Source organism: Gemmata palustris (assembly GCF_017939745.1).
Classification (GTDB): domain Bacteria; phylum Planctomycetota; class Planctomycetia; order Gemmatales; family Gemmataceae; genus Gemmata; species Gemmata palustris.
Window position 1 is genome coordinate 5978399 of record NZ_JAGKQQ010000001.1, and the last position, 25031, is coordinate 6003429.

General features: G+C 64.5%; 18 protein-coding genes. 9 read left to right on the forward strand and 9 right to left on the reverse strand.

The window, feature by feature from the left end; genetic code table 11:
• Positions 1-72: 72 nt before the first annotated feature.
• Entirely contained in the window at positions 73-1968 is a 1896-nt protein-coding gene (locus J8F10_RS24885; RefSeq protein WP_210658541.1) for a hybrid sensor histidine kinase/response regulator, read from the reverse strand.
• 92 nt (positions 1969-2060) lie between these two features.
• Here J8F10_RS24885 and J8F10_RS24890 point away from each other — a divergent pair, with 92 nt between their 5' ends.
• From J8F10_RS24890 to fusA, 3 genes are all read left to right on the forward strand, one after another.
• Positions 2061-2957, forward strand: a complete 897-nt coding sequence (locus tag J8F10_RS24890; RefSeq protein ID WP_210658543.1) for an alpha/beta hydrolase — start codon at positions 2061-2063, stop codon at positions 2955-2957.
• 82 nt (positions 2958-3039) lie between these two features.
• A complete protein-coding gene (locus tag J8F10_RS24895; RefSeq protein WP_210658545.1) occupies positions 3040-3552 on the forward strand; it encodes a hypothetical protein in 513 nt (170 codons plus the stop codon).
• Positions 3553-3795: 243 nt separating this feature from the next.
• Positions 3796-5955: an elongation factor G gene (gene fusA / locus J8F10_RS24900; RefSeq protein ID WP_210658547.1), complete on the forward strand. Its 2160-nt coding sequence runs from the start codon at positions 3796-3798 to the stop codon at positions 5953-5955.
• Between the two features lie 282 nt (positions 5956-6237).
• Here the strand turns inward: fusA and J8F10_RS24905 are convergent, their stop codons facing one another.
• The gene (locus J8F10_RS24905) at positions 6238-6693 is read right to left on the reverse strand and encodes a YaiI/YqxD family protein (RefSeq protein ID WP_210658549.1); all 456 of its coding nucleotides are present in this window, start codon (positions 6691-6693) and stop codon (positions 6238-6240) included.
• A gap of 120 nt (positions 6694-6813) precedes the next feature.
• On the opposite strand from J8F10_RS24905, the gene J8F10_RS24910 reads away from it, so the two are divergent.
• Positions 6814-7335 (forward strand): hypothetical protein, encoded by a 522-nt coding sequence (locus tag J8F10_RS24910; protein WP_210658550.1) that lies wholly within the window; start codon positions 6814-6816, stop codon positions 7333-7335.
• Positions 7336-7748: 413 nt separating this feature from the next.
• On the opposite strand, the gene J8F10_RS24915 is transcribed toward J8F10_RS24910, so the two are convergent.
• The 3 genes from J8F10_RS24915 to J8F10_RS24925 form a co-directional block, all read right to left on the reverse strand.
• Positions 7749-8471 (reverse strand): FHA domain-containing protein, encoded by a 723-nt coding sequence (locus J8F10_RS24915; RefSeq protein ID WP_210658552.1) that lies wholly within the window; start codon positions 8469-8471, stop codon positions 7749-7751.
• A gap of 247 nt (positions 8472-8718) precedes the next feature.
• Positions 8719-9012: a hypothetical protein gene (locus tag J8F10_RS24920; RefSeq protein ID WP_210658554.1), complete on the reverse strand. Its 294-nt coding sequence runs from the start codon at positions 9010-9012 to the stop codon at positions 8719-8721.
• Positions 9013-9119: 107 nt separating this feature from the next.
• A complete protein-coding gene (locus tag J8F10_RS24925; RefSeq protein ID WP_210658556.1) occupies positions 9120-10595 on the reverse strand; it encodes a tetratricopeptide repeat protein in 1476 nt (491 codons plus the stop codon).
• Between the two features lie 96 nt (positions 10596-10691).
• Here J8F10_RS24925 and J8F10_RS24930 point away from each other — a divergent pair, with 96 nt between their 5' ends.
• Entirely contained in the window at positions 10692-11714 is a 1023-nt protein-coding gene (locus J8F10_RS24930; protein WP_210658558.1) for an L-threonylcarbamoyladenylate synthase, read from the forward strand.
• Positions 11715-11781: 67 nt separating this feature from the next.
• Here J8F10_RS24930 and J8F10_RS24935 read toward each other — a convergent pair whose 3' ends face one another.
• On the reverse strand, positions 11782-12702 hold the full coding sequence (locus tag J8F10_RS24935; RefSeq protein ID WP_210662129.1) for a DUF1559 family PulG-like putative transporter: 921 nt from the start codon (positions 12700-12702) through the stop codon (positions 11782-11784).
• A gap of 366 nt (positions 12703-13068) precedes the next feature.
• Between J8F10_RS24935 and J8F10_RS24940 the strand changes: the two genes are divergently transcribed.
• Both J8F10_RS24940 and J8F10_RS24945 read left to right on the forward strand, forming a co-directional pair.
• Positions 13069-14862 carry a sigma-70 family RNA polymerase sigma factor gene (locus J8F10_RS24940; RefSeq protein ID WP_210658559.1) on the forward strand — a complete coding sequence of 598 codons (1794 nt, stop codon included), beginning with the start codon at positions 13069-13071 and terminating at the stop codon, positions 14860-14862.
• Between the two features lie 173 nt (positions 14863-15035).
• Positions 15036-16031, forward strand: coding sequence for a hypothetical protein (locus J8F10_RS24945; protein WP_210658562.1), 996 nt, complete (start codon positions 15036-15038; stop codon positions 16029-16031).
• 118 nt (positions 16032-16149) lie between these two features.
• On the opposite strand, the gene J8F10_RS24950 is transcribed toward J8F10_RS24945, so the two are convergent.
• Genes J8F10_RS24950 through J8F10_RS24960 form a run of 3 tightly spaced genes read right to left on the reverse strand, consistent with a single transcriptional unit; the run spans position 16150 to position 19665 of the window.
• Positions 16150-16581: an OsmC family protein gene (locus J8F10_RS24950; protein WP_210658563.1), complete on the reverse strand. Its 432-nt coding sequence runs from the start codon at positions 16579-16581 to the stop codon at positions 16150-16152.
• Between the two features lie 40 nt (positions 16582-16621).
• Positions 16622-18208, reverse strand: a complete 1587-nt coding sequence (locus J8F10_RS24955; RefSeq protein ID WP_210658565.1) for a DHA2 family efflux MFS transporter permease subunit — start codon at positions 18206-18208, stop codon at positions 16622-16624.
• A complete protein-coding gene (locus J8F10_RS24960; protein WP_246523562.1) occupies positions 18205-19665 on the reverse strand; it encodes an efflux RND transporter periplasmic adaptor subunit in 1461 nt (486 codons plus the stop codon). The genes J8F10_RS24955 and J8F10_RS24960 overlap by 4 nt, the downstream gene beginning before the upstream one ends.
• Before the next feature lie 316 nt (positions 19666-19981).
• Between J8F10_RS24960 and J8F10_RS24965 the strand changes: the two genes are divergently transcribed.
• Complete coding sequence (locus tag J8F10_RS24965) at positions 19982-22468, forward strand: sigma-70 family RNA polymerase sigma factor (RefSeq protein ID WP_210658567.1); 2487 nt, start codon at positions 19982-19984, stop codon at positions 22466-22468.
• 153 nt (positions 22469-22621) lie between these two features.
• Entirely contained in the window at positions 22622-24733 is a 2112-nt protein-coding gene (locus tag J8F10_RS24970; protein ID WP_210658568.1) for a S8 family serine peptidase, read from the forward strand.
• Positions 24734-25031 lie beyond the last annotated feature (298 nt).

Sequence of the window (25031 nt, forward strand, 5' to 3'; positions counted from 1 at the left end):
TGCAAGTGCATATTTAGTAATGATTTAGCGAATAAAACGAGAGGCGAAAGACGTTAGTGGGCCGGTGACCGGCTACTCGGCACGGCGCGGGAAGCGGGAGCGGGTCGGTTCCAGGACCAGCGGCCAGTAGATGCGGATCGTCGTGCCCCAACCGGGTTCCGATTCCACTTCAATGTGGCCGCCCGCGGCGCGGACCGCGGCACTCACGGTCGCGAGACCCAACCCGGTGCCGCGCTCGCCCTTTGTGGTGAAGAACAGGTCGAACATTTTCTCGCGGACCTCGGCCGTCATCCCGCACCCCTGGTCCGCGACCGTGACCGCGACGAACTCGGTCGGCGGGGCGTCGGCGGGCCAGCCGCGGTGTCCTGGTTCGGCGAGCGCGGCCGCGGCTCGCACCGTAATGGTGCTTCCAGAAGAGCTTGCGTCGCGCGCGTTCAGCACGAGGTTGAGGAGCACGCGGTCGAAGTCGGTCGCGTCGGCGCGTGCGAGCGGGAGCCCGGGGGCGATATCGAACTGAAGCGCGATTTTTCGCTCGGTGAGCCGCCGGAGCATCGGTTCGAGCGCGCGGAGCGCTGCGGCTACGTCGAGCGGGGCGAAGTTCGGGGCGCCCGGCTTGCCGATCGCGACCAACTGCCGGCTCACGATCGCGACGGTCTGTGCGGTACGGGCGATCGTGTCGGCGAACTCGCGGTGCGGGTCGCCGTCGGGCAGGGCCGAGTGGATCAGGTCCGCGTTGCCGATGATGACGCCGAGCATGTTGTGAAAGTCGTGCGCAACTCCTGCCGCTAGGCGCCCCGCGTCGGCGAGGTTCGCGGTCGCGCGCGTGGCGTTTTCCGCGGAAAATGCCCGTTCTTCGGCCGCCGCGAGGCGCGCTTCGAGTTCGCGCACGGTGTCCGCTTCGGTCGCCCGCGCCAGTTCGACCGCGGCCCGCGGCGCGAGCGCGCAGAGGACCGTGCGGGGGTCGAGGTCGGTGTCAAAGGGGCGGTCATCGGCGATCGCGACGAAGCCGAGTAACCGGCCGGCCGCATCCACGAGCGGCTCGGCGGCGAACGCTTCGGCCCGGAGCTTCAGCAGGAGCGGGTCGGCGGGGTAGCGGTCGCGTGCGCCCGAGGGCACGAGGACGGCCCCGCCCGCAACGAGGTCGTGTACCACGCCGGTGCCCGTGTCGAAGGCGAACGGCTCCACCGCGCGCCCGCCGATCCACGCGACCGCGGTCCGCGCTTTGTCGGACGTGTGTGGCTCGACAACGATCGCGGCGCGGACCGCGCACGCGATGCACAAATACCGCGCGAGTTGCACGAGGAAGTCGCGTGCCGTTGAAGGGCCGGCGCCCTCGAGAACGGTGAGGACCGCGTCGCGGGTGCGGCCCTTGCGGGTGACGTCGGTGGTGGAGCCGTCCACGCGGAGCGGGCGCCCCTCGGAGTCGCGTACCAGTTTGCCGCGCGTGATAACCCACCGAATACCGCCGCTCGCGTGCGCGACGCGGTGCTCGAGCGAAAAGGTACCGGCATCCGGCAAACGTGCGAACGCGAGCCGCAACCGGTCCCGGTCGTCGGCTGGGGCCGCATCGATCCAACGACCGCGCTGGATCTCGATTTCGTGCGCGGTCAGGCCGTAGAGCCGCTCGACGGCCCCGCCCGCGAAGAACACCGACTGGCCGTCCGGCGACACGGACCAGATCACGTCGTCGAGCGAGGCCACCACTGCGGCGGGCGAAACGGCGGCGTCCGGCGCGTGGTCGCCGGGGGCGGGGCGCTCCGCCTTGCGCGGTGCGGGCCAGAGGGTAACCGTGGGCGTTTCTGAGGTTCGAGTTGTTTGTGCGAGCGCGTTCGAGATCGGTGTAATGGGAACGATTCGGGGAATGGAGCCGAGCAGCGCCGCTTCGAGTGCGGCGGTCCGCTGTTCCTGCCGCACGAGCCGGTCGAGCGCCTCGCGAAGCAGGACTTCGATCGGGGCGGTCGTGGTCATGGGTGAAGTGCCCCGCGCGTGTTGCGGGCCGTGGGCCGATGCGGTAGGCTTTCGCTCACCGCCTGCGCCCGCCAACCCGAAAGGCTCTTCTGATGCGCCGCTTGTTTCCGCTCGCCACTCTCACCGGGCTGATCGTTGCCGTAACAGTGCCCCGAACCCCGATCTCGGCCGCCGACGACTACACCTATGGTCCCGACTCGGCGCCCCAGAGCAACGCGCCGAAGGGGACGGTGACACAGTTCCGCTGGAAAACGAGCAAGGTGTTCGAGGGCACCGAGCGCGACTACTGGGTGTACGTGCCGAGTCAGTACGACGGCCGGGCGCCGGCGTGCGTGATGGTGTTTCAGGACGGCGGGAGCTACGTGGGCGAGAAGGGCCAGTTCCGCGCGCCGGTCGTGTTCGACAACCTGATTCATAAGAAGGAGATGCCCGTGACGGTGGGCATCTTCATCAATCCGGGCAAGTTCCCCACTCCGGGCAAGGAGGAGAAGGACTGGCGCCAGAACCGGAGCTTCGAGTATGACACCGTTTCTAACCAGTATGCCCAGTTCCTGGAAAAGGAGATACTCCCGGAAGTTGGGAAAAACGTTAAATTAAGAACAGACTCTGACGGTCGGGCGATCTGCGGGATTAGTTCCGGTGGGATTTGCGCCTTTACCGCGGCATGGGAACGGCCGGATTTGTTCTCGAAGGTACTCTCTCACGTCGGCAGTTTCACCAACATTCGGGGCGGTGACGTGTACCCGGGGCTGATCCGCAAAACGGAGAGGAAACCGATCCGCGTGTTCCTACAAGACGGCGCGGGCGATCTCGATAACCTGCACGGGCACTGGCCGCTGGCGAACTTGTCGATGGCCGCGTCCTTGAAGTACATGGACTACGACTACAAACTCGTGTACGGCGACGGCGGACACAACGGGAAGCACGGCGGGGTCACGCTCCCGGACGCGCTGCGGTGGTTGTGGCGCGATACCAAACCGGCGAAGTGATTCCGCGATCGCCGCCGGTGCAAGAGAGGACCGGTAGGTGCGCCAACTCCCCTCCTCAAATTTCGTGCAACGAGCTTGCTCCATGAAGCGATTTCTCGCGTCGGTCGTACTGGTCCTGGTGGTCTCGTCTGTTGGCCGCGCCCAAGATATGCCGCTGGCGCAGATCCTCATTGATGGCGAGGGGTGGAAAAAGGTGGAAAATCCCGGATCGCAGGCTCCCCGTAGGCCGGTCCTCACTCACTCGCCGGACGGCAGCACCGCCTTCCGGTGGGCGCTGTCGTCGGGGCGGTTCATTGAAGCGCGGCAAATCAAAGCCCCCGACGCGCAGCCGTACATTGCGTACTGTCCGCTGCGCCCGAAGAACGGGGACGCGGCAATCGAGGTCACGGGCCTCGTGACGGACCGCGACGGCCGCATCTACGCGGCGACCGAGATCGGCGTCCAGGTGTTCGATCCGACCGGTCGGTTGTGCGGGGTGCTGGCGCCGGCCGCACCGGGCAAACCCGAATACCTCGCGCTGGAGGGCGACACGCTCACACTCTGGATCAGCGCCACGAAATACGCCCGAAAGCTCAACGCGGTCGGGGTAAAATGAGGGCCCGTCTTCACCGGCACTTCACGGAGCCGGGGTAGACTGCCTTTTGTTCGGCGATACGATACAATATTGCTTTCTGTCGTCGTCTCCTGCCCCTAGTTTTGGCAGGCACGGGAACGGGTCTCGAAGTCACGAACCCATTCCTTACCCACGGCGTCTAACTCTGGCCGCGACCCGCGTGGGTAGCGGGTTACCTTTTCCCCATGTGGAAGGAGCCGGTAAAACACCCCGGCCGCAACGACGATGCTCGACAAAGTACGCAACATCGGGATCATGGCTCACGTGGACGCTGGCAAAACCACCACGACGGAGCGGATCCTGTACTACAGCGGCACCAAACACAAGGTCGGCGACGTCGATGACGGGGACACCACCACCGACTTCGACCCGCTGGAACGGCAGAAGGGCATCACGATCAACTCGGCGGCCGTGTCCATCGACTGGGCCGACCGCGCGGGTGGCCCCATCGCCATCAACATCATCGACACCCCCGGCCACGTGGACTTCACGGCCGAGGTCGAGCGGTCCCTGCGCGTCCTCGACGGTACGGTCGGCGTGTTCTGCGCCAAGGGCGGCGTGGAGGTCCAGTCCGGCACCGTGTGGCGCCAGGCCGCTAAGTACAAGGTGCCCCGGCTCGCCTACGTGAACAAGCTGGACCGCATGGGCGCGGACTTTTGGGGGTGCGTCGAGCAGATGAAGACCAAACTGGGCGCGATCCCGGTCGTGGTCACCATCCCCGCCGGCCAGGACTCGGCGCTGGAGGGCATCATCGACCTGATCACGATGAAGCTCGTGACCCGCGACCTGAACGACAAGACGAACCGCAAGTTCTTCACCACCGACGTGCCGGAGAAGTACCTCGCGGAAGCGCAGCTGCGCCGCGAGCAGATGCTCGACGGGGTGTCGGCCGCGTCCGACGAGATCACGGAGCTGGTCCTCGACGGGAAGGACGTGCCGGACGACCTGATCCGCGTGGCGCTCCGCAAGGGGACGCTGGAGAACATCTTCACGCCCGTCCACTGCGGCAGCAGCAAGCACTTCCACGGCGTCCAGCAGCTACTGGACCTCGTGGTGGACTGCATGCCCAGCCCGCTGGACCGGCCCCCGGTGGACGGCATCCACCCGAAGACCAAGGAGGCGGTGATCCGGAAGCCGGACCCGTCCGAGCCGATGAGCGCGCTGGCGTTCAAGACCGTGGCCGAGGTGAACGGCGACCTCGTGTACATCCGCGTGTACTCCGGCGAGATGCGGCCGGGCGAGACGTACACGAACACGACCAACGGGAAGAAGGAGCGGATCGCGCGGTTCTACCGCATGATGGGCGACAAGCGGATCTCGCTGGAGAAGGCCGGCCCCGGGGACATCGTCGCGGCCATGGGCCTGTCGGAGACGTACACGGGTAACACCCTGTGCGACCCCGACCAGCCGGTCGCGCTCGAAGCGATCCAGTTCCCCAAGCCGGTCGTCGCCCAGTCGCTGTCGTTCAGCAAGTTGCTGGACAGCGGCAAGGTGGGGGAGGCGCTCAACCGCTTGGTGCGGGACGACCCGACTTTGAAGACGCACACGGACGATGAGACCAAGGACACCATCCTCTCCGGGATGGGCGAGTTGCACCTGGAAATCTCCGTCGAGAAACTGAAGCGCGCGGTGGGGGTGCCGCAGGACGACGTCAAGTCGATCACTCTGGGCAAGCCCCGGGTGGCGTACCGCCAGTGCCTGGCGCGCACGATCGACTTCGAGTACAAGTTCCAGAAGCAGACCGGCGGTCGCGGTAAGTTCGCCGTGATCTCGGTGAAGTACAGCCCGCTCACCCCGGAGCAGATCCAGGAGAAGGTCGCGGAGATCGAGGAACTGGGCGACCCGAAGGTGAAGCCGGACCCGAACAACGTGTACTTCGTGAACGCCATCACCCAGGGGTCGATCTCGAAAGAGTACATCCCGAGCGTGGAAGAGGGACTCAGGGAGGAAGCGAAGAAGGGGTACAAGTACCCGTTCCCGTTTGTGGACCTGGAGTTTACGCTCCACTTCGGGAAAATGCACGACGTCGACTCGTCGCAGGACGCCTTCTTCCTGTGTGCCCGAGAAGCGTTCCGCGAGGCTCAGGAGCGGGGCGGCATCGAGTTGCGCGAGCCGATCATGAAGATCGTGGTGGTCTCGCCCAAGGAGTACCAGGGCCAGATCTCGGGTAACATCAGCAGCAAGCGCGGGCTGATCGAGGAGACGAGCGAGGACAAGGGCATCGCCCAGGTGGTGGCGAAGGTGCCGCTGTCGAACCTGTTCGGGTACACCAACGACCTGCGCAGCGCGACAAAGGGTCAGGCCAGCTTCTCGATGGAGTTCAGCCACTACGCGCAGGTGCCGGTCGAGTTGGCCGACATCCCCAAGCCCGACGCGAAGAAGTAATGTGCTGAGCACGTAATGCTCAACCGAACCGGGAGCCATGTGGCTCCCGGTTTTTTCGTTTCTCCAGTACCGAGAGCATCCTTGTTTGGTTACGGGGCAATTCACCGTCGCGATCGAACGAGCCGCGACCGCGAGGGAGCGGGACTTCCCGGGTTAGGGAACCCGTACAACTCGGGAAGTCCCGCTCCCTCGCGGTCGCGGCTCGTCACAAGCGGCCCGGTGGAGGAGTGCTCGGCCGGCGATTCGCCCCGAGCACCAGTTTGCTCGACGAGTGGCACCATATTACGTCGACGCGGCCCGCCGAGCGGCGCCGATCGCTTCATCCAGTCGCGACAGGAACCGCGACCGGTCCTTTGGGGCCATCGCGGACGGCCCGCCGCCTATCTGTCCCATCGCGCGAAGTTCTTCCATCAGGTCTCGCGCCGCGACCGCTTCGCCGATGGTATCGGCGTTGAACAGTCGGCCCTTCGGATCGAGCGCGACGGCCCCGTTGGTCACGCAACGCGCGGCCAGCGGAACGTCGGAAGTGATGCAAATATCACACGATCCGATTACACCCGCGATCCAATCGTCGGCCGCGCCGAACCCGGCCCGAACGACTAGTTCGACTAGCGGATCAGCGGGCACGCGCATCGTACTGTTGGCGACGACGAATACCTTCAGCGCGTACCGGCGCGCGACCTTGTACACCTCGTCCTTGACCGGACACGCATCGGCGTCGATGTAGATCGTCAGCATTCATTATCCCTCAAAAACCAGACGCCCCGTGCCTTTCCGGGAAGCCCAATGCGGGTGCATTCCGGCGCGCCAATTGCTCACTTTTTAAGTAGCCCAAGTCGAGGACGAAAGAGGTACGTCATGTGGGCGTATGATAACACGTTGCGGCACGCGGATGTGGTCGCGGCCTTCGACAACCAAGACGACGCGGACGAGGCTCTGCTCCAATTGCGCCTCGCCGGGTTTCGGGACACTCAAATCGGCTACACCGGTCGGCTCGCCAACGGTCACACAACGGACCTGATGGAGCGCGACCACTCGATTGCCGGGGCAGTTTTTGGGGGAATCGCTGGGACTGCGCTCGGCGCGGCTCTCGCCCCGACAATGGCCTGGCTAATGGCCCCGCCCACCGGCCCGAGTGATCTGTTCAATCTTTCAATAACGTGTGCGGTATTCGGGGCGCTGTTCGTCAGCTTCGTTGGCGGGTGGATCGGAATGAGCCTTCACCGGCGCGGGGTAGATGCCCCCGCGACCACTTTCGCTGATGGCCCGTTCATCCTCGCGGTTTCCGCGGGCAACGCGCGCGACCGCGCGTGGACGATCTTACACGAGCACGGGCACGATCTTTCATCGGGGGCGGTCGCGCAAGCTGGGGCGATTTGAAAGCCTTTTGGCTCATGTCTTGTATCGGGCGCCGGTCGGTATTGCCTGATCGGTAGTCGCGTGCATGCCGAGCAGAATACGGCGGAAGTCATCGGCGACAGTTTTTGAGGTTGTGGCCCCATTGGAACAGGGCGACGTACTGCGATAAGCACCGCGCACTCACGTCACGGAACGGACAACGTTAGCAGGGCACCGCCGTTTGCCGCGACGACGCGACGGTCGTTCTGGCAGTTGTCTTCTCACTCGGCTTCGTTGGTTTCGCGGTCGGGTACGTTTGGGGGCACATGATGTGGTTCTTGGCGGAACGCACGCACGGCCGGATCGAGCCGGATGAAATGGAAAAGGGCGCGATGCCAAAGTGAGGCACCGCGCCCGTGATTTTATTGGGATCTGAAGCGACGAGTCGCTCCACTTCACCCCACGACGAGCTTCAACTGAACGGTGCCGACCTGCACCACGTCGCCGGGCTTCACCGGGCGCGGCTGGCCGGCGTGAACGCGAATCCCGTTGAGCCACGTTCCGTTGAGGCTGTTCAAGTCCTCGAGGAACACGCTCCCCTTCTCGAACGTCAGCGTCGCGTGCTGGCGCGAGCACCAGATCTGTTCGACCGACTCCTGGCTCACGAGGTCGATGTCCACGGGCTTGTCGGCGAACCGGCCGACGATGTTCTTGCCCTCGTAGAGCGGGTACTCGGCGCCGATCTTCATCCCGCGCAGCACGACCAGTTTCGGCTTCACGGTCGGGACCACGGGGCCACCGGGCGCGTGATCGGCGCGGTCGGTCGCGGGGATCGTGACGTGAACCAGGGCTTCTTCGAGTTCGTTCATCGGATGGTCCGGTAGTCCGGGGTGAGCCGGCAGCGTTGCACCGGCGACGTGCGCGCGAGCCGGTTCGGGCGGCACGGTTCGGGGGCGGTTCGGGAGCGCGGCCGAATCGTCGAACGGTTTGGACAGGGCCGGCGTGGGCGGGAGCGGCTCGCAAGCGAGGACGTCGAGCACCAAAACCGGTTCGGTCATCGGGGCCGGGAGCGGGGCTTCCAGGTCCGCCAGCGCACCGAACAAGGGCGCGCCGCACCGGACGCACACCCGTGCGCGGTTCAGGGCAGCGACTCGGCACCGGGGGCAACTGGCCACCATTGACTCTCCCCTGGGAGTCGGTCCGGGCGCGGGTGATAATGATTGGTCCGGGCGGGACCACCGCACCCACACTTCGGATCGAATCGCGATCTCGGACCGAGTGGGCGTCTGAACGGCCGATGTGTTCGCACGCCACTCTAGTTCACATTTCGAGTTGTCAACTTCCCCCCAGCACGAATTGCCGGCGCGAATTACAAACGGACCTGAATTCTGCGACTTTTGGTGTCCGAAATTGCCGCAAAGACCCTCACGCGGGCCGAATTTCCAACACCACGGCGCCGATCGGTGCCTCCGAAGCGACCGTGAAGATCACTTCGTTTCGGGGGCTGAGCAGAGTAGTAATGTCCACCGCGAAAGGCGTCGGTACTTCGACGGTGGCCCCATTGACGTGAACCTCGGCAGCGCCGGGAATATGCGCACACACGAGCCAGACGCGCTCGTCGGGCGCCAGGGTGCGCGGGCGCCCGAACTTCCGCGCGTGCCGCGTGCCGGCTGGGGTGGAGGTGACGTCCCACGGCGGTCCGAGGCGGATCGTGTGCATGGAGAGTTGAGTCCGAAACACGAAGTGCGAAGTACGAAAGAAGGCTTCGCTCAAGTCGGGAGCGAAGCCTTCTTTCGTACTTCAAATTTTGAATTTGCCCGACTCGGTCAGGCCGACTGCAACCGGTCGTGCCACTCGTCGAGCAGTTTGCCGATGTTCTTGAACGAGAAGTCGAGGTTGGCCAACTCGTGGCCGAGGTCGATCGCGCGGGGCAGGTCGCCGTTTTCGGCAGCGCCGCTCGCGAGTTGGAAGAGCAGCTCCTTTTTCACCGCTTCTTCGGTTTCGGGCACCCCGGCCAAGCCCTCTTCAAAGTTGCGCTGCGCGAGCCGCCAGTTGTTCCGCTTCTTGAAGCACATCCCGAGGAGCAGCGCCGCGCGCCACTTCAGCCGCTCGTCGCGCCGGGCGAGTTGCAATTCAGCAATCGCCTCGTCCACGCGATCGACCTTCAGCAACCGCGTACCGAGTTCGATGCGGTGGCTCAGTTCGTTGGGGGACCGGTCCGCCTTCACGCGGAACAGCTCGATCTCGCGGGTGTTGACTTCCTTCACCAACTGCGCCCGCAGAGCGGCCAGTTCCGCCTCGGTCATCTCCTCGCCGGTCGCGGGAACGTCGGTGTCGTCGTCGGTCGCGGCTCGTGCTTTTTCTTTGAGTTTGCGGAACCGCGCGTCCGCGATTTCGAGGTTCTTGCGAACCGGTGCGAGGTCGAGTTCCATCAGCTCCAGTCGGATCTGGAACGCATTGCCGGTCGGCCCCAGCCCGCGCTGGAGCACGTCGCGGGCGCGGTCCTCCTGCCCGTTCTTGCGGTACACGCCGGCCAGTTGAAGGTACAGTGACGGTTCGGTCGGGTCGGCCTCGATGCGCTTCATCAGCGGCTCGGCTTCGCGCGCGAGCTTGTCCTGCTTTTCGTTCGCGCGCGACTCGATCCGGCCGAGGATCGGCGATTCCTTCGTGCCGGCCGCCGCCTCTTCGTAGCCGCCCTTCTGAATGACGGAGCTCGCGGCGAGGTCTTTCGCCTTGTGCTGTGCTTCGACGTCGGACGGGTTGGTGTCGCGAACGAGCTGCCACAGCACCATCGCCTTCTGGAAGTCCCCGCGCTTCTCGAACTGGCGCGCGAGCGCGCGGTTGAGGGTGGCGTCCTTGGGGTACTTTTGCCGCGCCTGATCGAGCGTGAACACCGCGAGGTCCGACAGCCCGAGCGCATCAAACGCTTCGGCCATGTCCATCTGCGCGCCCTGGTCCCAGGGGTTACGGCAGAGCACCTGTTCGCCGTACTCGAGCGCCTTCACGTAGTCGCGGTTGCGCTTGGCGACGCGCAACTTGGCCTTCCACCGTGGCGTCGTGAGGAACGCGAACCGGCTCCCGCGCAAGTTGTTCCCGTACTTCGCCTTCTGCGTATCGCGGAGCTGCTTGCGGTAAAAGAAGTTGCCCGGATCGAGCCGACAACAGGTGAGCAGCAATTGAATGGCGTAGTCGAACCCGCCGTCGGTAATGAGCTCTTTGGCTTTGGTGAAGCTCTGTTGCGCGATGCGCTTCTGCTCGGCGGTGGGTGCCGGAACCGCGCTGACGGGCGGTTGGTCGGACATGGCGGTGGCCTCTCCTCGCGGGGCGGCGCCGGTGCGCGGGCTGCTCTGGGCGCGTACCATGATGTTGTACCACAAAGGGAAGAGGGAAACTGCGCCTTGAACACGGTCGTACTAAAAGTCGATCCCGCGAACCCCGAACCGGACGTGATCCGCCGGGCGGCGGACGTGATCCGCGCCGGCGGACTGGTCGCGTTCCCCACGGAAACGGTCTACGGACTCGGAGCGAACGCACTGAGCACGGACGCGGTTTCGGGCATTTTTACTGCAAAGGGCCGGCCCGCCACGAACCCGCTCATCGTTCACATTTCTGGAATGGTGAGGAACCACCCACAGGTTCCTCAAACACACACCGTCCCGGACGTGTCTGAAGTATTAAACGTTGCGAGCGCCTGGCCCGCGACCGCGGCGCGGCTCGCGGCGCGGTTCTGGCCCGGGCCACTCACCTTGGTCGTACCGAAGCGCGACAACGTTCCCGATATTGTAACCGCAGGCGGGCAGACGGTGGCGGTGAGGTGTCCAAACCACCCCGTCGCGCGGGCGCTCATTCGCGCCGCGGGCACGCCGCTCGCGGCGCCGAGCGCGAATCGTAGCACCGAACTTTCCCCCACGCGCGCGGAACACGTCCTCAAGAGCCTCAACGGGCGAATCGACCTTCTGTTGGACGGCGGACCGTGTTCCGGCGGCCTCGAATCGACGGTCGTTGACGTAACGGCCGAATTCCCGCGCGTATTGCGCCCCGGCCTGATTACGGTACCGATGCTGGAAGAAGTGTGCGGCCGGGTCGAATTCGGCACGGCAAGTGGGGGAATCGCGCGCGCCCCGGGCCAGATGGTGAAGCACTACAGCCCGCGAACGCCGCTGGTACTAGCCGATGACGCGGACGCGGAACACCAGCGATTGAGAGAAGGCGGCTTTCGCGTAATCTCGCTCGGCCACGATCTGATTTACGCTTACAAGTCCATTTCAGGCGACCCGGAAGAGTACGCGGCCGACCTGTACGCGGTTCTCCACGAACTCGACAGCGGGCAATACGACCGCATCGTGATCGAGATGCCTCCCGATACACCCGAGTGGGCAGCGGTGCGCGATCGGCTCACGCGGGCCGCCGCACACGAATAAAACCGCGAGCGGATCGGGATTCGTCCCCGATCCGCTCGCATGACTTCAAAAGGGCAGCGCGCCCCAATCACGGCGCGTCGGACGGCAGCGGGTACCCGTCGGAGATGCTCAGCAGGAGTTGCAGCGTGGTGGTACTGATCGAGAACTGCACGCTCTTCACGGACCCGTCCAGGTAGAGCGCGTTGAAGACGCCCGTGTGCGACGACCCGAACCCGTGCGTGCCCTCGCTGCACCCGGTGCTCGTCCCCAGATCGGCCTGCACCGCGAAGTTGTGATTGTTCGTCAGCGTGGTCGCGTCCCAGTTTCCCAGGTTGCCGTAGTCGAGGCCCCACGACCAGCCCGCGCGGTCCACGTTGTCGTTACCGGTCCCGAAGGTCGCTTTGCACACGTTCTTCTCAGCGACCGCGATCGTGTTGCTCGTTCCGTCGGACACGGAGACCATGTTCACCCGGCCGAAGTTGTACGGTCGGAACACTCCCTGCCCCGCGGACGTGCCGTAGCAATTAAAGGCGTTCCCGTAGTAGTCGGTCTGGGCAATGCCGTTGGCGTTGGTCCCGTTGCTGCGGCGCGACGGGCACGCATAAACCGGGATCGCCGTCCCTTCGATGATCGCCAGATTGGTCGCCTTGTAGACGTTGTCTTGTTCCAGATACGGCAGGATCTGGAACGCCCACCCGCCGCTCGCGTAGTTGTTCCACGGCGGCGGCGACCCCGACACGGTAATATTCTGGACGTTTGAATCTTGCCGACCGTAGGGCTGATAGTTGAACCCGCCCCCGGGGAAGGCGTTGTTCGCGTCGTGGCACGAGTGCAGAGCGAGACCGATCTGTTTGAGATTATTTTGGCACTTCATTCGTGACGCCGCCTCGCGCACCTTCTGCACGGCGGGCAGCAGCAGACCGATCAGAACGGCGATGATCGCGATCACCACCAGTAACTCGATGAGCGTAAAAGCGCGCCGACCCGAGTGGGCCTTGGGAGAGAACATTTGGACCTCACAACCAAAGAATTGAGAGCAAGCGGCAGGGCGTTGCGGGCAAAACTGCGACATGGGCAAAAGCGGACGCAGCACTTTTGGATACCGTTTCCATGCACGGCACTTACAGCAAACTCAGGAACGAAAAAGATGAGAATCGAGCGATCTTCGTCATCTTTGCCAAACCACCATTGAGACAAAAATATACGCGTAACGATCGCCGACGATGCGGACGTTGTCGGCTTTACGCTCGTCGGAGTGTAACTCTTGAGAATGCACTCCTTCGGGGCGGGGATTTTTCAAAAAGTCAGCAACTCGCGTATGCGATCGCTGGCCGCGCGCCTCTTCGGGAGTGAGAGGCCGATTAATGGGTGACTCATGAGCGGGACCGGGATCAACAACTATCTGCGGGCGGTGGGCATCGATCCGGCCGCGACCGGGCCGAGCGACGCCGAACTCGTCGCCCGGTTCAGCGCGGCACAGGACGAGGCCGCGTTCGAGTTGTTGGTCTGGCGCCACGCGCCGCTGTTGCAGCGGGTGTGTCGGTCCGTGCTGAGGGACCAGCACGCGGCCGAGGACGCGACCCAGGCGACCTTCCTCGCGCTCGCGCGCAAGGCGGGTACGTTTACCGGGCGCGGGACCGTGGTCGGGTGGTTGTACCGCGTCGCCCGGCGCGTGTCGGTGCGGCTCGCGAAGCAGCGCGCCCGGTACCCGGCCGCCAGCGCGGAACTCGATCGCGTTCCCGCCCCCGACGGTCCCGGGGCGCCCGCGGACACCGGCCCCCTGTGCGAAGAGATCGATCGGTTGCCGGAACGGTACCGCGTTCCCGTGCTGCTGTGCTTCTTTGAGGGGCTGACCCACACGGAAGCCGCACGTCGGACCGGGTTACCGGTCGGCACGATCGCCGGTCGGCTGTCACGGGCCAAGGTACTGCTCGCGCGCCGATTGTCTCGGCGCGGGGGCGCGCTCGTCGCCGTGGCCCTTCCGGTCGTGTCGGGCACGTTCGTCGGCTCCACCGCCCGGGCCGCGGCACTGTTCGCCACCGGTCACCCCATCGCGCCTCTCGTTTCTGGTTCCGTTCTTTCCCTAGCCCGAGGAGCGACCCAACCCATGATCTCGTCATTCAAACTGACCGCCGCCGTTGCTGTGGTCTGCACCGTGTCCGCAGGCGTGTGGGCCTTCAACGCCCCCGCTCCCGTGCCAAATGAGGACACGCCCCCCGCAGCGGCGCTGACCGCACCAAACGGGGACGCGCCACCCGTAGCGGCGCTGACCGCAGTAGATCCACCGGCCCCGAAGTCGGACGCGCGCATCGCCGGCGCGGTCCAACGGGCCAAGAGCGCGAACACGCTCAAGCAGATCCTGATCGCGATTCACAACTACGCGGACGCCTATGGTGCGGTACCGCAGGACATCGTGGACAAGAACGGTAAGCCGCTACTGAGTTGGCGCGTCGCGATCCTGCCCTTTGTCGAGCACGAAAGACTCTACAAAGAATTCAAACTGGACGAACCGTGGGACTCGGCGACCAACAAGAAGCTACTGGCACAGATGCCCAATCTGTTCCGCGTCACGGACCAGGCGAAAGGCGAGACCAAAACCTACTACCGGGTGTTCTCCGGGCCGGGGGCCGCGTTCGAGACGGGCCAAAAGCTCACCTTCGCCGGCATCACGGACGGGCTGTCGAACACGATCGGCGTGGTCGAGGCCGGCCCGCCGAGCGAGTGGACCAAGCCCGGGGACATCGCTTACGATCCGAAGAAGCCGTTCCCGAAGCTCGAAGGGCCGTTCAAGAACGTCGTCATGGCCGGCATGATGGACGGGTCGATCGTTCCCTTCAAACCGGACCTCGACCGCGCCGAGTTTCGCAAGTTCGTTGAACGGGCCGACGGGCAGGTCGTTAACATCGATGACGCGAAGGCGGACGTCACCGCGCTCACAAAGGAAGACCTGAACGCGCTCGATAAAGTTCTGAAGGAAGACGCCGAATTGAGCACGCGATTCGCGAAGCTCTTGGCCGAACGAACGAAGCTGCTCGAGCAACTCGCCAAGAAGCCCGCGCCCGAGCTGGATCTCGAAAAGTTCAGTGACGAACAAACCGCGCTCCGGGCGCACATCGTCCGACTCGAAGAACAAATCGAAATGCTGAAAAAGGCCCTTGAGAAGAAATAGCCTTCACCCGGCGACGCGGGCTCAAAAGCTTGTGCCGCCGGGAACCCATCACCAATTCGGCTTTTCGAGTGACCGCGACGCGGACCGACGGTAAGCTCCCCCCATCCCCGGTTACTCAACCGGGTCAAGCACTTCGAGCAAGACGGCTGCAAATCCGCGTCACGGAGAACAACATGTTCGCGCGATCGCTGTTCGTTGGCGTGCTCGTCACGATGTGGGGGGCGCCCGCGTTCGCGGAGGAGCCGACCGCGCGAGTCGTCAAGTTCCACGGTTACACGGAGGCCATCGAAATAAAGCTCGGGAAGACGCGAGCCGTGCTGTGCCCGCAAGCCGGCGGGCGCGTGCTGGAGTTCTCGGTCGATGGCGCGGACGCGATGTACTTCGAGGCCGCTGAAAAGAACTGGCAACCAGGGAAGCCGGGACCGATCACCGCGGGCCGGTTCGATTACGGACCGGAACTGACTGTGACCCCGCACCCGAAAGCGTGGGGCGGCGAGTGGACCGCCGAGATCACCAAGACCAACTCCGTCAAACTTACGAGCCCGCCCGAAGATGGAGGCATTCAACTCACTCGCGAGTTCCGGCTCGTTCCGCACGGCAAGTCCGTGGGCCTGTCGTGCAAGCAGACAATGGCGAACGTCGCGAAGGAGACACGCGAAGTGTGCCACTGGGGACGGTCGTTTTCACCCGGCGGTGGGATCTGTGTGATCCCGCTCGGCGACCGCCCGAGCCGGTTCCCGAGCAAGTACGCGATGTACGAAGACAACACCGTCATCAACGTGAAGGCGACCGACGAGCGCATCCGCGAGCGCGACGGGTTCCTCGAAATCCTGGCTCCTCCGCGGAAGCCGAAACTGGGGTTCGACACGTATGCCGGGTGGCTCGCCTACGTCATGCCCAACGACACGGTGTTCGTGAAGCGCTACCCGACGTACCCCGACCGCGTTTACAACGAAGCGGCGGGGCTGACGCTCTCGGTCTGGTCCCCGAACGGTCCGCAAATCGAACTCGAACCGATCGGCCCGCGCGAGCACCTGAAGCCCGGTGAGTCCGCGTCGTTCATCGAAGACTGGTGGTTACTATCGCACCCCTTCCCGAAGAAGGGGCAGCAGATCGATTTGAAGGCACTCGCCGAACAAGTCGCGAAACAGACGATCGTGACGAAGTAGTGCGCGGGCGAGTTGGTGTGGATCTTGATTTCGCACAAATCTACATGACAACACGAACCCGCGCTCCACTTGAGCGCGGGTTCGTGTTGCAAAACGATCTCGTTCAATATCTGGCGATTCAGCCCACCAGAGTCGCATCAAGCGTGATCTCGGCCTTGAGCAACTTGGACACCGGGCACCCGGCCTTTGCCATGCCGGTGAGCTTCTCGAACGTTGCTTGGTCGGCTCCCGGAATCTTGGCCCTCAGGGTCAAGTGAACGGCGGTGATCGCGAACCCGCCTTCCACCTGCTCCAGCGTGACTTCCGCGGACGTGTCCATCTGCTCCGCGGTGAGCTTGGCCTCACCCAAAATCAGCGACAGCGCCATCGTGAAGCAGCCCGCGTGGGCCGCGGCGATCAGCTCTTCGGGGTTGCTCCCGCGCTGGCCCTCGAACCGGCTCGCGAAGCCGTAGGGGTACGCCGTGAGCGCGCCGCTCTCGGTCGAGAGCGCGCCTTTGCCGTCCTTGATCCCGCCCTGCCACGCCGCCGAACCTTTGCGCTTGATCTTCATCCGAATGCTCCCTGGGAACGCTCTCAACAACACAACCCACTCACTCCGCCGCGAGGTGCGCGCCCTTTTCGGCGACCGACCGGCGCATCAACAGCGCGAGGAGGATCAGCCCGACGGCAAGCACGGCGAACACCCAAAAGACGTCGAAGTACGCCAGCGATAGCGCCTGTTGTTGGCGCAAATTGTCGAGGACCTGGGCGCTCATGGCTTTCGTCGCAACCGGATCGCCGGTGAGCGGGGAGAGGGTCGCTTGAATCCCGGCAAGGTATTCCTGTAGCGTCGGGTTCAGTGGGTCCAAATACTCATTCAACCGCAGCAAGTGGAACTGTTCCCGCCGCTCCCGAATCGTTTGCGCGACCGAGGTGCCGACGCTCCCGCCCTCGTTGCGGAGCAGGCTGAACAACCCGACCGCGGCCCCGCGCAGGTGGAGCGGGACCTTCTGGTACACGGCCACGTTCAGTGGGGTAATCAGTAGCGAAAGCCCCGCGATCGTCACCACACGCGGCCACACGACGTCCCACGGGCCGATGTCCAAATTCATCTGACTCAGCCAGTAATTCCCGATCGCCATGAGTGCTAGACCGGCTACCACGAGCCACCGCGCGTCAACGCCCCAACCCAGGAGGAACGCCACGATCGGCAGGAGCAGTACCGCGCAGATCCCCGCGGGCGACAGCACCAACCCGGAGTGCGTGGCGTCGTACCCGAATAGCGTTTGGAGCATTCCGGGGAGCGAAACCGTTTGGCCGTACAGAACGGCAAACGCGCACGCGATCGCGATCGCCCCGACCGCAAAATTGCGATCGGCGAGCGGCCGGAAGTCCACGAGCGGCGCCGGGCGCCGGAGTTCCCAGACGACCAACCCCACGAGGCACGCGACGAACAGGGCCGACAGCGTCTGGACGCGGTAGAACGGGTCACCGAACCAGTCCCACTCCTGCCCCTTGCTCAGCACCACTTCCCAGGTCACCATCACGATCACCAACAGCCCCAGTCCGATCGTGTCGAACCCGATCGGGCTGTTCCGCCCCGCGGCCCGCGCCGCCACCAGGTACGGCGGGTCTTCGATCAGTGCGTAACACGCGGCCAGGGCGAGTAATCCGATCGGGACGTTGATGAAGAAGATCCAGCGCCAGGAGTAGTTATCGGTGATGTACCCCCCGAGCGTCGGGCCGATGACGGGCGCGACCAGCGCGGCCAGCGCGAACACAGTCAGTCCCTGCCCCTGTTTTTCTTTGGGGAACGTGTCGAGCAGGATGCCCTGCGTACACGGTTGAAGCCCGCCGCCGAACAGCCCCTGGAGGACGCGGAACAATATCAGTTGATCGAGGCTCGTTGCCAACCCGCACAACAGGGAGCTAAACGTGAACCCCGCGACCGAGAAGAGGAAATAGTTCCGGCGCCCGAGCCGCGTGAGGAGCCACCCGGACATCGGGAGCACGATCGCGTTCGCGGCGAGATAACTGGTAATCACCCATTCGCTATCGACTTCGGCGGCCGAGAGGCTCCCGGCCATGTACCGCAGCGCGACGTTGGCGATGGTGGTGTCCAGAACCTCCATGAAGGTCGGGATCACAACGGCGACCGCGATCAACCAGTGATTGGGACTCCGCGCGGGGCCACTCATGGCTTACCCCCGGTCGGTGCGGTCGGCGCGCCCGGACGGGCGAAATCCTGGAGCCTGCGCCCGGCGTTCGGTCCCGTCGGGGCTTCTTTGAAGTACACGTAGGGCGTCACCGATAGCCCCGCGTACAGCGTGTCGGCTTCGGGGTCGTAGTCTTCCAATTCGACCCGGACCGGGAGCCGCTGAACGACTTTGACGAAGTTCCCGGTCGCGTTCTGCGCGGGGAGAAGGGCCAGCGTCGAACCGGTCCCGTGAGTGAACCCGGTGATGCGCCCGTGGAACACGTGACGGTTCCCGTATATGTCCGCGAAGACTTCCACCCGCTGACCGATCTTGAGTTGAGTGAGTTGCGTTTCCTTGAAGTTGGCGTCGATCCAGATTTCGGTCAAAGATCGGACCGCCATCACCTGCTGACCGGCTTGCACGTTGTTGCCGGGGTTCACGTTTCGGCGCGTCACCACGCCGTCGATCTCGGCCACCACTCGGCAATAACGCAGGTTGAGTTCGGCCTGATCGAGATCACGGCGCGCCTGGAGCAATTTGGCTTCCGACTGCTTCACCGCGGGGGCTTCCGGGACCAGCGCCGTGAAGATACGGTCCACGTCTCGCTGCGCGTCGCGTGCGCGGAACTCGTCGAGCACCTGCTTTGGGGTAGCTTCGGACTTGGAGAGCGGTAACCCCACCTGAGCGGCGATGCGGATCAAATCCGCGACCGCCTGGCGCACGGTCGAGAACGTCTGGTTCAGGTCGACCGGGACGTCAGTGAGTGCTCCCTTCGCGGGTTGCGGTTCGAGGCCGAGAGTCACGCGGGCCTCGTACACCTCCTGGGTCGCTTGCTTGACTTGTGCCTCCGCGACGCCGAAGGACTCGACAGCGGCGTCGTACTCCTGCTTGCTCCCGGCCCCCTTATCGAATGTCTCTTTGACCCGCGCGAGGTCGGACTTCGCGCGCACCTGGATCGCCTCTTTACTGCGGAGCGCTGACACGCGGGCGTTCAGAAGGGCAATTTGGTTGTCAACCTGCTCCATTGTTGTCTGGAGCTTCCACCGCTGGCTCCGGAGCTGCGCGAGCATCCCGCGGACTTCGGACTCCGATGCCCGCTTGTCCGCTTCCGCCGCGGTGAGAGCCGCGCGCTTAATGTTGACCTGAACCTGATACGGTTCGGGGTCCAGTTCGATCAGCAGGTCACCCGCCTTGACGCGCGCGTTGTCGTCCACGAGCACCCGCTGAACCTGGCCCGACACCCGCGGCGCCACGAACGTGACGTGCCCGTTCACATACGCATCGTCGGTCGAAACCGTGTTCAGCGCCGTTTCGATTGTGGGAACGGCGAACACCGCCCCCGCTACCAACACGACCAGAACCATGGCCCCGATGATCCATCGCTTTCCGTGGCGCGGGGGCGCGGGAGCCTTCTGCGTGCCCGGTTGTTCCGGTGCGGGACTCGCACTCGTGCTCATGGGGTCCTCATGTGTGTGGGCCAATCGCAGCGTTGGGAACGTCCGTACCTGCCATCGGTTTTGACGCCGTATTGCAACTCGTGCGCCGACCGCCATCAGAATTTTTTCGGATCGACGCGGGTAACTTACCCGGGCGGCACGATCCCGACACCTGGGTTCGTGGGGCACGGGCGCAGTGCGAGTAGTTCCAACGCGGCCCGCTTATCTAAGCGTGGGAGCAATACAGGGCAAAATACTGGGACGGGTTCGGCCCCCGTGGGACACTAGATATCGGGTGGGTCGTTCCGCCGAAGATCGGCACGGGAGAACGCGAATCATGGCACATCCGCGATTGGCAACGGCCATTGATTTGCTGACCCGGTCGGGTGCCCAAAGCCTTTCCGTCGTTCCCGACGAGCAACTCGTGCAGCGCTTCGCCGGCGTTCGAGATGAAAGCGCGTTCGCGGAACTCGTCCGGCGGCACGGCCCGATGGTTTTCGGGGTGTGTCGCCGAATCCTGACCGCGGGACCGGACGCCGAAGATGCGTTCCAAGCGACGTTTTTGTTTCTGGCGCTGAAGGCGGGGAGCATTCGCAACACCGCGTCTGTGGCCAGTTGGCTCCACGGGGTCGCGCGCCGGGCCGCACTGAACGCCCGGAAGAGCCGCCTGCGGCGCACCAAGCACGAACAAATTGCTGTCGGAGTCGGCCCGCGCGAATCAATAGAAGCGCCTCTATCTACTGCATCTCTGGCGGAACTCCGAGGCGCGCTCGACGAAGAGCTTGCGCGCGTACCGGAACCGTTCCGCGGCACCTTCGTGCTGTGCTGTCTCGAAGGCCGGACGCGCCCGGAAGCTGCGGTCGAACTGTCGTGTACCGAAGGCACAGTGTCCAGCCGATTGGCCCGGGCGCGCCGAATCCTTCAAGAGCGACTCACCCGCCGCGGGATCGTGCCCGCGGCCGTACTCACGACCGGTGCCCTGTTCGAGACCGCCGTGCCGCCTGCCCTGGGAGCATCGACTGTTCGGATCGCCGGTTTACTTGTGACCGCGGGTACGAGCACGGATGTCATTCCGCCCGCAGTTGCCGCCTTGATTGAGGGAGTTACCACGATGTCTGTCAAGAAAGTGACCGCGCTCGCCGGGTTGGTTCTGACCGTGGCTCTGGCCGCGGGCGGAATCGGGTTGTCCGCCGGCTCCTTCCAGGACCGTGACCACGGCGCGCTCCCTGAAGCACCCGCTCGATCCAAAGTGGAACCACCGGGTGACAAAGAAAAGAAAGCCCCGGCTCCCTCCGAGTACGCGCTCAAAGAGGGCGCGGTGCTGAAACTCGTTCGCGCGCCGTTCCCGGAGGAACGCGACCGGTTGTACACGAAGTTCGAGGCGGTGAAAGGGATTCAACCCCCTCCCCCGTCCGAAACGCGCCTGATGGCGGTCTACACGAACGGAGGTACGCCCGTATCGGCGAACGCATTCACCGACCGCCAATCGTCCGGCGCAGCGCTCGCGCTCTTCCTCGAATACCCGTTGCGCGTCGACATGGCGAACGTGCTGGACCGGGACCACCTGCTGGAGTCCGTGGTACTCGATGCGGACGTCGTGCTTCAGAAAAACGCGGCACTCGACAAGCTGATCCCGGCACTTCGCGACGAATTGAAAGCGAAATACGGCACCGACCTGCGTTTAGAGTTCGCGGAAGTCGAAACCGAAGTGGTGCGGATCAGCGGGAAGCACACGCTGGTGTCCCCGGCCGCCGACCCGACCCGACCTCACGACGACGCAGCAGTCGTGCATTTCTACGCGAAGGCCCGCGAGGAACACGCGGGCGGCTTCTACACCGATACCAAACGATTACCCTCGCAACTGGCACAGTTTCTGGGGCTACCGGTCATCGACGAGTCGAACCTGAAATCCGCTTCGGTGTGGGTCACAATTCGGCACCACCTTCGTTACCCGATTACGCCCAAAACGCGGGCTGAAGACGCCGCCCCCGCACAAGTCCTGAAGAACGTGGCCGACCAGACCGGGCTGACGCTCAAACTCGAAAAGCGGAAGGTCCGGGTGCTCGTGGTCGAGAAGCAAAAGAAAGTTGCTGACCCGCCGAAGAAACTCGGCCGGGTACCCGACCCGGAACCCAACTTACAGGCCGAACTCGCGCGGTGGGACACGGCGTTCCGGCACGGGTCCGAGGAAAAGTTCGCCGAACTGGAGCGGACCGCGGACGAGTGGGCAAAGAAGTACCCCGGACAGGACGACCGCGGATACATCTACTTCCAGGTGGCCCACATCGCAGCACAAAGTCGGATCGACAAACAAATCGCGCGGGTCCGCGAATACGGCCGCAAAGTGCTCGAACAGAGCCGCGATCCCGTCGCACGCGGCACCATGTACAGCTACCTCGCCAGCGCCGCGGAGTGTGACAACACGCTCAAGACGTTCGAGGAGCGCCGGCGGCTCGCTGCGGACGTACTGCTCACCGGGTTCGCCGAAGCACTCGCTCAAGAGTTGCCGGCCGAGGCCCCGGAACTACCCGCTGTGAACCGAATTGGCGGCGAACTTGAAAACGATCCGGTCGAAGCGGCTCGGATACGTACTCAACAAGCGGTCCAAATGGAAGCACGCCGGGAGGCGAAATTTGTCCGCGATCTGGTCCAGCGGCGCAACACACTCGTGCTGCAACTGCGGGGGCTGTACCGACCGGCGGCGAACGCTCACGGCCGAAGCGAAGAGGGGCTGAAAGAGTTGCGCAAGCTCGCCGCGGCAAAGCTGAGTACCGCCGCGACCGACGCTCTTCTCACCGAGGTCACGAAGGCTCCGCGCCCCTAGAGCGCGACGATTGTGGTGAAGTTTCGTCCCGCCGCGCAAGCGCGAAGCTTCGCCACAAATCTGATCGCAGCACCTTGCACGGCTCCCGCACATCGCACAAAATCTGACCAGCGAGTGTCCGACCATTAGCCCTTCCTGGTCAGGAGTACGCCCGTGCCACACGTCAACTTCGGAACGAAGAACGAAGCCGGTTTCGACCTCGTCGAAAGCCCCGATCTGATCGCCGTGCGCACGCGGAGCCGGCGCTCGGTGACGGGCGTCGGGCCGGTTCCCCTCCCCGCGACCGCGGAAGTGGCCGACGGGACACTCGTCACGAGCTTCCCGGACGCGGGGGTCGAGGTGTACCGCGTGCCGACCCGCGCGCGCTCCGTGGACGAGCGGAAGCGCACGCTGCGCGCCGCCCCGGACGTTCAGTTCGCCGGCTCCGTGCTGGTCCATCCGGATACCGGTGAACCGGTGCTGTACACCGAGAACCTCTATATCCGGTTCCGCGAGGACGTGGACCCGGACGACTGCGAGGCCATAATCCGCAGCGCCGGGTTGACCGTGAAGGAGCAACTCGACTTCGCCACGAATGCGTACTCCGTCGCCGCGCCCGAGGGGACCGGTCAAAAAGTGTTCGAGATCGCCCAAACCCTTCTCAACCGGCCCGACGTGATCTACTGTCACCCGGAACTGATCCAGCGCCGCCGGCGCAAACAGATCTTCCCGCAACAGTGGCACCTGAAGGCAACCACGGTGGACAGCGTCGCGGTCAACGCCCACGCCAACGTCGAAGCCGCGCACGCCATTACCCGCGGGGCCGGCGTCACGATCGCGGTGATCGACGACGGGGTGGACATCGACCACCCGGAATTCGCGGGAACGGGGAAGATCGTGGCCCCGCGCGACGCGACGCTCGAAACGAGCGACCCGCGCCCGAAGGACACCATCCCCAGCCGGTCGCGCGGCGACAACCACGGGACCGCGTGCGCGGGGGTGGCAACGGCCAACGGTACTGAGGGCGCGTCGGGGGTCGCGCCGCAAGCCCGGCTCATGCCGATCCGGTTGGCCGACGGGTTGGGATCAATGCGCGAGGCCAAAGCGTTCCGCTGGGCCGCGGACAACGGGGCCGACGTAATTTCGTGCAGTTGGGGACCGGAAGACGGCGAGTGGTTTAACGCCGCCGATCCGCTTCACACCACCCCGTTCCGACTGCCGGCGAGTTCAAAGGACGCCATCGACTACGCCGTAACAAATGGGCGCGGGGGGCGGGGGTGCGTGGTCCTGTTCGCCGCGGGCAACGGCAACGAATCGGTGGACATTGATGGGTACGCCAGTTACGAGAACGTGATCGCGGTCGCCGCGTGCAACGACCGGTCGAAGCGGAGCGTGTACAGCGACTTCGGCACGGCCGTTTGGTGCGCGTTCCCGAGCAGCGACTTCGGCCACCAGCCGTTCTCGCACCCGGACCCACTGACGACGGGCATCTGGACCACCGACCGGGTCGGTCGGTTCGGGTACAACCCCGGCAACACTCAGTTCGGCGACGCGGCGGGGAGATTCGCCAACGATTTCGGCGGCACGTCCAGTTCGTGCCCCGGTGCCGCGGGCGTGGCCGCGCTGGTGCTCGCTGCCAACCCGGAACTGCGGTGGAACGAGGTAAAGGAACTGTTCAGCCGCGCGTGCGACAAGATCGACCCGGCCGGAGGGAACTACGACGCGAACGGGCACAGCGACTTCTACGGGTACGGTCGGCTCAACGCGGAAACGGCCGTCCGCCTCGCCCGTGAAAACATCGGCCGGGTCGTGATCCTGAACATGCTCCTCAACGAGCCGATCCCGGACCTGGGCACCGTCGAGGGGAGCGTGACCGCGGGCGAAACGGCGCTCGCGGAAAAGGTCGCGGTTTCCGTGCGGCTCCGGCACACGTACATCGGGGATCTGGTCGTCACCGTCGTACCGCCACCCGCGAGCGATCTGGCACCCGTCGTGTTGCACAACCGCGCCGGGGGATCGCGTGACGACATCGACATGCTGTACGACGAGTCGAACACCCCCGCGCTGCGCGCGTACCGCGGGGCGAAGTGTAACGGAAAATGGACGGTGCGCGTCGAGGACCGGGCCGCTCAGGACTCCGGCACTCTCGAACAAATTGGGGTGCAACTGTTCCTACCACCCGCGCGCTCCGCCCCGCACTCGGTCAGCACGCCCCGAGCCGGCGAAGCCAAGCCGCACAAGAACGGCAAACCGGGCACGCGGAAAGTGATCAAAGGGAAGAAGTAGCGGACCGGGTTCGTGCGTTTTACGGCAGCCCTGTGCCCAAAGGGTACGGGGCTGCCCCGACCGTCGTGCTTCCCGCTGAAGTTTCGTGTCGCCCACCCGGGCCGGCGCTACCACACGTTCGCATTGTCGAGTTGCCGAGTCACGGATCGGAGTGTTGACCCGGGGGCGCAGTGTTCCAGAGCCGCCTCTCGATATTCCCTTGTGAATCACGCATTTGCGCCCTTGAGAATTCGTACTCAGCCCGTGCTTTTTTGCCTTGCAATGCGCTGAGTGACACATATCATCACCCTCGAAGTGT